Origin of the sequence: Streptomyces anandii JCM 4720 (assembly GCF_014650655.1) — a bacterium.
GTDB lineage: Bacteria > Actinomycetota > Actinomycetes > Streptomycetales > Streptomycetaceae > Streptomyces > Streptomyces anandii.
The window spans coordinates 192867-199940 of sequence record NZ_BMVJ01000007.1; the positions used below are offsets into that span (position 1 = coordinate 192867).

Below are 7074 nucleotides of genomic sequence, written 5' to 3' on the forward strand. Positions count from 1 at the left end.
AGCCCGCCGGCCGTACGGTCACGGGCAGATCTGACTAACCGCCACATTACGAGCGTCGCGACCCGCCCGCCCGTCACGCTGCGCCACCTGAGGCACCGTCACCCCCACGCAGGGGGCCGTCACCGAGGGGTGCCGTCATCCGGGCCGGCCGTCAGCGCGAGGTGCCGTCGTACGGGCCGGCTCGGCGGGTGGCCGCTCGTACGCCCGGGCCGCCCGCCGTGCCGGGGTCGTCCTCCGGTTCCGGTGGGCTCTGAGGCAGCGTCAGCGTCGCCACCGCCCCGCCGTCCGGCGCGTTGGCGAACTCCAGCCGGGCGCCGAGCACCTCCGCCTGGCCCAGCGCGATCGTCAGCCCGAGCCCGTGCCCGGTGGCCCCGCCCTCGGTGCGGAAGCGCTGCGGGCCGTGCGCCACGAGGTAGTCCGGGTAGCCGTCGCCGTGGTCCCGCACGGTGACGACCGGGCCGTCCACCGTCAGGACCACCGGCGGCCGCCCGTGCCGGTGCGCGTTGGCCACGAGATTGCCCAGCACCCGCTCCAGGCGCCGACGGTCGGTCTCGACGTACACGTCCCGTACGATCCTGACCTTCACGTCGCTCCCGGCCGCCGCGCCCGCCGCCCGCACCGCTCGCTCGGCCACCGTGCTCAGGTGCTCGGCGTCCAGCGCGGGCCGTTCCCGCCCGCTGTCCAGCCGGGAGATCTCCAGCAGGTCCTCGGTGAGGGTGCGCAGCGCGGCCACCCGGTCGCGCACCAGCTCCGTGGGCCGGCCCGGCGGGAGCAGTTCGGCCGCCGCGTGCAGTCCCGTCAGCGGGGTGCGCAGCTCGTGCGCCACGTCCGCGGTGAACCGCTGCTCGGCCAGCAGCTTGCCCTGGAGCGAGGCCGCCATCGAGTCCAGCGCGGCGGCGACCGCGGCCACCTCGTCCTGGGGGCGCGAGGGGTCCCGGGTCAGCGGGTCGTGCACACGCGCGTCGAGGTCCCCGGTGCTGATCCGGCGGGCCACCCGGGCGGTGGCGTGCAGCCGCCGCGTCACCCGGGTCACGGCGAACGCGCCGATCAGCAGCGTCACGCCGATCGCCAGCCCGGACGACCACAGGATCGACTGGTCCAGGGCCGCGATGGTGCGGGCCTGCTGCGAGTAGTCGACCTCCACGGCCAGCGCCCGCCCGTGGTCGGCGGGCCCGGCCGCCCACATGGTGGGCCGCCCCTTGTGCCGGTCGACGACGGTGCCGCGCTGCCCCCGCGCCGCCAGCTGCCGCAGCGATCCCGGCAGTCCCGGCGGGTCGACCCCGGCGCCCGGCAGCATGGTGTCCCCGGACTCGAAGGCGCTGGTCGCGTCCTTGAGCCGGGACAGCGCCAGGGCGCGTGCCTGGCCCACGGTCTGGTCGGTCACGGAGACGTGCACGAGGACGCCGAGCAGCGCCGCCAGCGCACAGCACATCACCGTGATGAAGGCGGCGGACTTCACGGCGAGCGTCCCGGCCCACCGGGGCAGCACGGCTCTCATCGCGCGCTCGCGGCGGGGGAGCCGGCGGCGGTGCCGGCGGAGGGGTCGGCGGCGGCGCCGGCGGAGGGATCGGCGGCGGCGCCCGACGGCCCGGCGGACGGCACGTCCGGGGTGAGGGAGGGCCTGGGCACCGGCGAGAGCGAGGCGGAGGGGGCCGGGGTGTGCGCGCGGGTCGGCTTGCGGGTGCCGGTGCGCAGGAACTCGTCGCGCGAGAACACCATCGCCCGCTGGTCGGGGTCCCAGGACCAGGTCGTGCGGTACTCGTAGCCGGCGATCCCGGCGGGGGACCGGATGATCACCGCCCGCCCGGCCAGCTCGACGCCAATCACCGCGTCGTCGTTGGCGAACACCTGCACGAGCCGGTGCCCCTCGAAGGTGTAGACGCGCACCGCCGTCTGGTTGGTGGGATACAGCCGGAAACCGAGCGTCATGTCCTCGCGCCCGTCCCCGGTCAGGTCGCGGTAGTACGGCCGCATGACCGGGCACAGCTTGCGGTCGGCGGCGCTCCCGTCCCGGGCGCAGTCCGCGATCCGGACGGCCGTCTCGTGGTACGGCGCCTTGGCCGCCGTGTAGTCGTCCGGATGCGCGGCGATCTCCGCCCGTACGACCGCCACCGGATCGACCTTGCGGATGTCGTCGCCGGGGGCGGTGACGCCCTTCACCGTCTCGATCTGCACCTCGTCGTAGGGCCAGGCGGGGCTCGCCGCCGGTCGCAGCGAGGGCCACAGCCGGGCCGGGCTGATCGCGGTCGGCGTCGCACCCGCGCCGCGCAGCCCGCCCGCGTCGCCGCAGCCCGCCGCCGTCGCCAGCACGAGGGCGGCGAAAGCGGTGGTCAGGGCGATGGAGGGGCGTCTGCGGGACACTGGTACACCTTATTCGTACGGAAGTCCTTTTTGTTCACCGCCGCTGTCCGCCGCCGTCCGTCGTCCGCGTCCCGGGGGACGGCGCGACGGCGGTGCGGTGACCGTGCGGTGCTGCCCGCAGAGCGTACGCACTCGAAGGTAAAACGATTATTCGGCCAGCTCCTCCAGCAGCCTGGCCGTCGACAGACCGGTCCGCAGATAGTCGACGAACAGCTCGTTGTGCAGCGCCCACGGCGAGCGGCGGGCCCGGATCAGCCGGATCGCCTCGTTGGCCGTGAGCCCCCGCCGCACCAGCGAGTGCGCGACCACCAGCCCCGACCGGTTGTACCCCGAGTAGCAGCGCACCAGCACCCGGCGCCCCGCCTCGACCGCGTCTCCGGCCGCCTGCGCCAGCCGCATCACGCCCGCCAGCTGGGTCCCGTCCAGCGGCCCGTCCGGAATCGGCCACACATGGTGCTCCACCCCGGCGTCCGGACCGTACCCCGGCAGCCTCAGCAGGCTCTGCACCAGGTCGAACTCGTCCCGCACGACGGCGAGCTCCAGCTTCCCCGAGCGGCTCCTGAACTCGTGCCCGCCCATCCACAGGCCGGGCACGATCTCGCTCCACGGGCTGTCCGGAGCCGGTACGTCGGGCTGCTTCCTGCGGGTCCGCAACGGGCGCCTCCCCCACTCCGCTCCCAACCGCCCCTCAAAGGTAGCCGGGTTCTTGCCCCGGGAGCACCCCGCCTGTTCCCATGGTCGTGGGGGTGATGGTGCATGAGCGGACACCGCGGACTGCGCGTCATACCGACCTGGCGCCACGGACAGCAGAGGCTCTACGTCTGCCGCGAGGACGGCAGCAACGCCGCCTGGTACGACCGCGAGGCCGCCCGCGTCAACCTCCTCGGCGATGACGAGGAGGAGCGGGAGGCCGTACTGGATGCCCTGGGCCCCTTCCTCACGGGCCCCGTCGCCGTGGGCCCGCCGCCCGTACCCACCCCCGCCGAACTCGCCCGCCTCAGCCTCCACCCGGACGACGACCTCGCGCCCAACCGCCCCGGCGAGGCCCTCCTGGTCGCCCTCGAACGGGACCCGGCCCCCGCCCACCGCCTCCGCCCCGACCCCCGCCGCCGCGCCCTGGCCGCCGAGCGAAACGTCGGCGACGCCCTGGACCGCCTGGACGGCGCCGGCTGGCACGCCCTGCACTCCGTCGTGCTGCCCGGCGGCGACCGCATCCACCACCTGGTGATCGGCCCCGGCGGCCTCTTCGCCGTCCACAGCCTCTACGCCCGCAAGCAGCGCGTCCACGTCGCCGACCCCATGGTCGCCCTCGGCCGCCGCGAGGCCGAGCCCGTGCTGCGGCGCGTCCGCTCCTGCGCCGACCGCGCCTCCTACGCGCTCACCGCGGAGGTACGCCCCCTGCTGGTCCTGGACGCGCCGGCCGACGTGCGGGTCACCGCCCCGCCCAAGGGCGTGCGCGTCCTGCGGGACGAGGAGCTGGGGGGCCTGGCCCGCATGGGCGGCGTGCTGAAGCCGGCGGACGTGGAGGCCCTGCACGCGATCGCCCGGGACCGTGGGACGTGGGCACGGGTGTGACCGGGCGGAGCGAGCGGACACGGGTGTGACCGGCCGGAGGGGGCGGGCACGGGTGTGACCGGCCGGAGGGGGCGGGCCGCCGTCGCTCACGGTAGCCGGGGAGGAGGCCGTTCCGCGTCCAGGAGCGGCGCCAGCAGGTCGCCGTAGTCCTGGAGCCTCGGGGCGATGTCGGGCGCGCGGAACTCCAGCCGGGCCGGCGTCCGGCACTCCGCGACCTCCTCCCAGGTCACGGGCGCGGAGACCATCGGCTCCGCCCGCGCCCGCAGGGTGTAGGGGGCAGCCGTGGTCTTGCGCGCCGCGTTCTGGCTCCAGTCGACGAACACCTTCCCCGGCCGCAGACTCCGCGTCATCCGGTGCAGCACCAGCCGCGGCATCGCCTTCTCCGCCTCCACCGCGAGCCCCTTGGCGTACTCCGAGGTCCGCTCGCCGGACGCCCCGCGCACCGCCGCCAGCAGGTGCAGCCCCTTGGACCCCGACGTCTTCGCGTACGCCTCGATCCCGTCCCGCGCCAGCCGTTCCCGCAGCCACAGGGCCACCCGGCAGCAGTCGACCACGGTCGCCGGCGGCCCCGGGTCGAGGTCGAACACCAGCCGGTCGGCCTCCCCCGGGTCGCCGATCAGCCACTGCGGAGTGTGGAACTCGGTCACCAGGTTGGCCGCCCACATCAGGCTCGGCAGGTCCTGCACCAGCACCATCCGGGCCGGCCCCTCCGAGCGCGGGACCTCGGCGGTCGTCACCCACTCGGGCGTACCTGCGGGCACGTTCTTGACGAAGAAGAGCTGCCCGTCCGGGCCGTCCGGATACCGCAGGAAGGACAGCGGCCGGTCCCGCAGGTGCGGCAGCAGCGCCTCGGCGATCGTCGCGTAGTAGTGGAGCACCTCCGCCTTGGTGAACCCGGTCGCGGGATACAGCACCTTCTCCAGGTTGCTCAGCGCGAGCCGTCGCCCCTCCACCTCTGTGATCGGCGCCATACGATAAGAAAACCACGGATACTTCGTAAAACAGGGCAAACAGTCCCGAGGTAGGTGCTGCACGTGCGATCGATCTGGAACGGCGCCATCTCGTTCGGCCTGGTCAGCATCCCGATCAAGCTGGTGAACGCCACCGAGAGCCACACCGTCTCCTTCCGCCAGATCCACACCGAGGACGGCGGGCGCATCCGCTACCGCAAGGTGTGCGAACTGGAGGACCGCGAGGTCACCCAGGGCGAGATCGGCAAGGGGTACGAGGACGCGGACGGCTCGATCATCCCGATCACCGACGAGGACCTGGCCCATCTGCCGCTGCCGACCGCGAGGACGATCGACATCGTGGCCTTCGTCCCGGCCGACCGGATCGACCCGCTCCAGATGGAGCACGCCTACTACCTGGCCGCGAGCGGCGCCCCCGCGGCCAAGCCGTACACCCTGCTGCGCGAGGCGCTCAAGCGCAGCCGGCGGGTGGCGATCGCCAAGTTCGCCCTGCGCGGCCGCGAGCGGCTGGGGATGCTCCGCGTGGTGGACGACGTGATCGCCATGCACGGCCTGCTCTGGCCGGACGAGATCCGCGCCCCCCAGGGTGTCGCCCCCGACGCCGACGTCACCGTCCGCGACAAGGAGCTCGACCTCGCCGACGCCCTCATGGACACCCTCGGCGAGGTGGACCTGGAGGACCTGCACGACGAGTACCGCGAGGCCCTGGAGGAGGTCATCGCGGCCAAGGCCTCCGGCGAGGCGCCCCCCGAGGCCCCCGAGCCCGCCCGCGGCGGCAAGGTCCTGGACCTGATGGCGGCCCTGGAGAACAGCGTCCGCGCGGCCAGGGAGTCCCGGGGCGAGGAGGCGGAGGTCAGACACCTCGCGCCCCGCGAGTCCGAACCGGCCTCCGCCGGGAGGGCGAGGAAGGCCGGGACGGCCGCGGGGAAGTCCGCGTCCGCGGCGAAGAAGACGACGGCGAAGAAGTCCGCCTCGGCGTCGGCGAAGAAGACGGCGTCGAAGCCGAAGTCGTCCAAGACCGCGAAGAAGACCGCCGCCGCGGCCGGGGGCGGCACGAGCACGGCGAAGAAGGCCGCCGCCAAGAAGCCCGCGGCCAGGACGGCCTCACGCAAGCGCACGGCTTGAGACCCGGGCCGGTCCGGGTCAGGGTCCGGGCCCGGAAGCGTGGTCGGACACGGTCAGGGCCCCGCCGGAGCGTGTCCCGCGGGGCCGTGACCGGTGGCCCGGCGTGGCGGGCGGCTACTGGTTCACGCGGCGCAGCGCCAGTACGGCGTTGTGGCCGCCGAAGCCGAAGGAGTTGCTGAGCACCAGGTCGCCCTCGCCCGGCAGCGGGCGCGGCTTGCCGGTCACGATGTCGAGCCCGATCGCCTCGTCGACCTCCGCGCACCCCACGGTCGGCGGCACGACCCCGTGGTGCAGGGTGAGCGCGGCCGCGACCGCCTCGACACCGCCCGCGGCCCCCTGGAGGTGCCCGAGGTGACCCTTCAGCGCGGTCACCGGCACGCCCGGCTGCCCCAGCACGGCGCGCAGGGCGCCGGCCTCGGCGAGGTCGCCCTCGACCGTGGCCGTGGCGTGGGCGTTGACGTGCACGACGTCCACGACGTGCCCACCGGCGTCCCGCACGGCCCGCCGCAGCGCCAGCGCGACCCCGCTCCCGCTGGGGTCGGGCGCGGCCATGTGGTGGGCGTCGGCCGACAGCCCCCACCCGGCGGCCTCGCAGTAGATCCGGGCCCCGCGGGCGAGCGCGTGCTCCTCGGACTCCAGCACGAGCAGCCCCGCGCCCTCGCCGTTGACGAACCCGGCGCGGTCCTTGGCGAAGGGCCGTGAGGGCGAGTCGCCGTCCTCGAGCCCGAGGTCGGACAGGGCGCGCATGGCGGAGAAGGACGCCATGATCGCCGGTGTGACGACCGCCTCGGCGCCGCCGGCGAGGGCGACGTCGACACGGCCGTACCGTATGCGGTCGATGGCTTCGCCGATCGCCTCGGTGCCGGAGGCGCAGGCGCTGGTCACGGTCCGCGCCTCGCCGGTGATGTGCAGGTCCAGCGAGACCTGGGAGGCGGCCTGGGAGGGCACCGTCATGGGTGTGGTGAGCGGCGACACACCCCGCGGCCCCTTCTCGCGCAGCTTGCGGTCGCCGCCGACCAGGATCGAGGCGTCGCCGAGGATG

General features: G+C 74.7%; 7 protein-coding genes. 2 read left to right on the forward strand and 5 right to left on the reverse strand.

Going from position 1 to position 7074, the window contains the following annotated elements:
- Window positions 1–151 precede the first annotated feature (151 nt).
- The 3 genes from IE249_RS15335 to IE249_RS15345 form a co-directional block, all read right to left on the reverse strand.
- Window positions 152–1498: an ATP-binding protein gene (locus IE249_RS15335; RefSeq protein WP_189705373.1), complete on the reverse strand. Its 1347-nt coding sequence runs from the start codon at window positions 1496–1498 to the stop codon at window positions 152–154.
- Entirely contained in the window at window positions 1495–2361 is an 867-nt protein-coding gene (locus tag IE249_RS15340; RefSeq protein WP_189705374.1) for a hypothetical protein, read from the reverse strand. Before IE249_RS15340 ends, IE249_RS15335 begins: the two co-directional genes overlap by 4 nt.
- A gap of 147 nt (window positions 2362–2508) precedes the next feature.
- On the reverse strand, window positions 2509–3015 hold the full coding sequence (locus IE249_RS15345) for a protein-tyrosine phosphatase family protein (RefSeq protein ID WP_189705375.1): 507 nt from the start codon (window positions 3013–3015) through the stop codon (window positions 2509–2511).
- 102 nt (window positions 3016–3117) lie between these two features.
- Here IE249_RS15345 and IE249_RS15350 point away from each other — a divergent pair, with 102 nt between their 5' ends.
- Window positions 3118–3936 (forward strand): nuclease-related domain-containing protein, encoded by an 819-nt coding sequence (locus IE249_RS15350; RefSeq protein ID WP_189705376.1) that lies wholly within the window; start codon window positions 3118–3120, stop codon window positions 3934–3936.
- 86 nt (window positions 3937–4022) lie between these two features.
- On the opposite strand, the gene ligD is transcribed toward IE249_RS15350, so the two are convergent.
- Entirely contained in the window at window positions 4023–4907 is an 885-nt protein-coding gene (gene ligD, locus IE249_RS15355) for a non-homologous end-joining DNA ligase (protein ID WP_189705377.1), read from the reverse strand.
- Between the two features lie 63 nt (window positions 4908–4970).
- Between ligD and ku the strand changes: the two genes are divergently transcribed.
- The gene (gene ku / locus IE249_RS15360; protein ID WP_189705378.1) at window positions 4971–6032 is read left to right on the forward strand and encodes a non-homologous end joining protein Ku; all 1062 of its coding nucleotides are present in this window, start codon (window positions 4971–4973) and stop codon (window positions 6030–6032) included.
- 114 nt (window positions 6033–6146) lie between these two features.
- On the opposite strand, the gene IE249_RS37320 is transcribed toward ku, so the two are convergent.
- On the reverse strand, window positions 6147–7074 hold a 928-nt coding region (locus IE249_RS37320; RefSeq protein WP_229858521.1), incomplete at its 5' end, for a beta-ketoacyl-[acyl-carrier-protein] synthase family protein.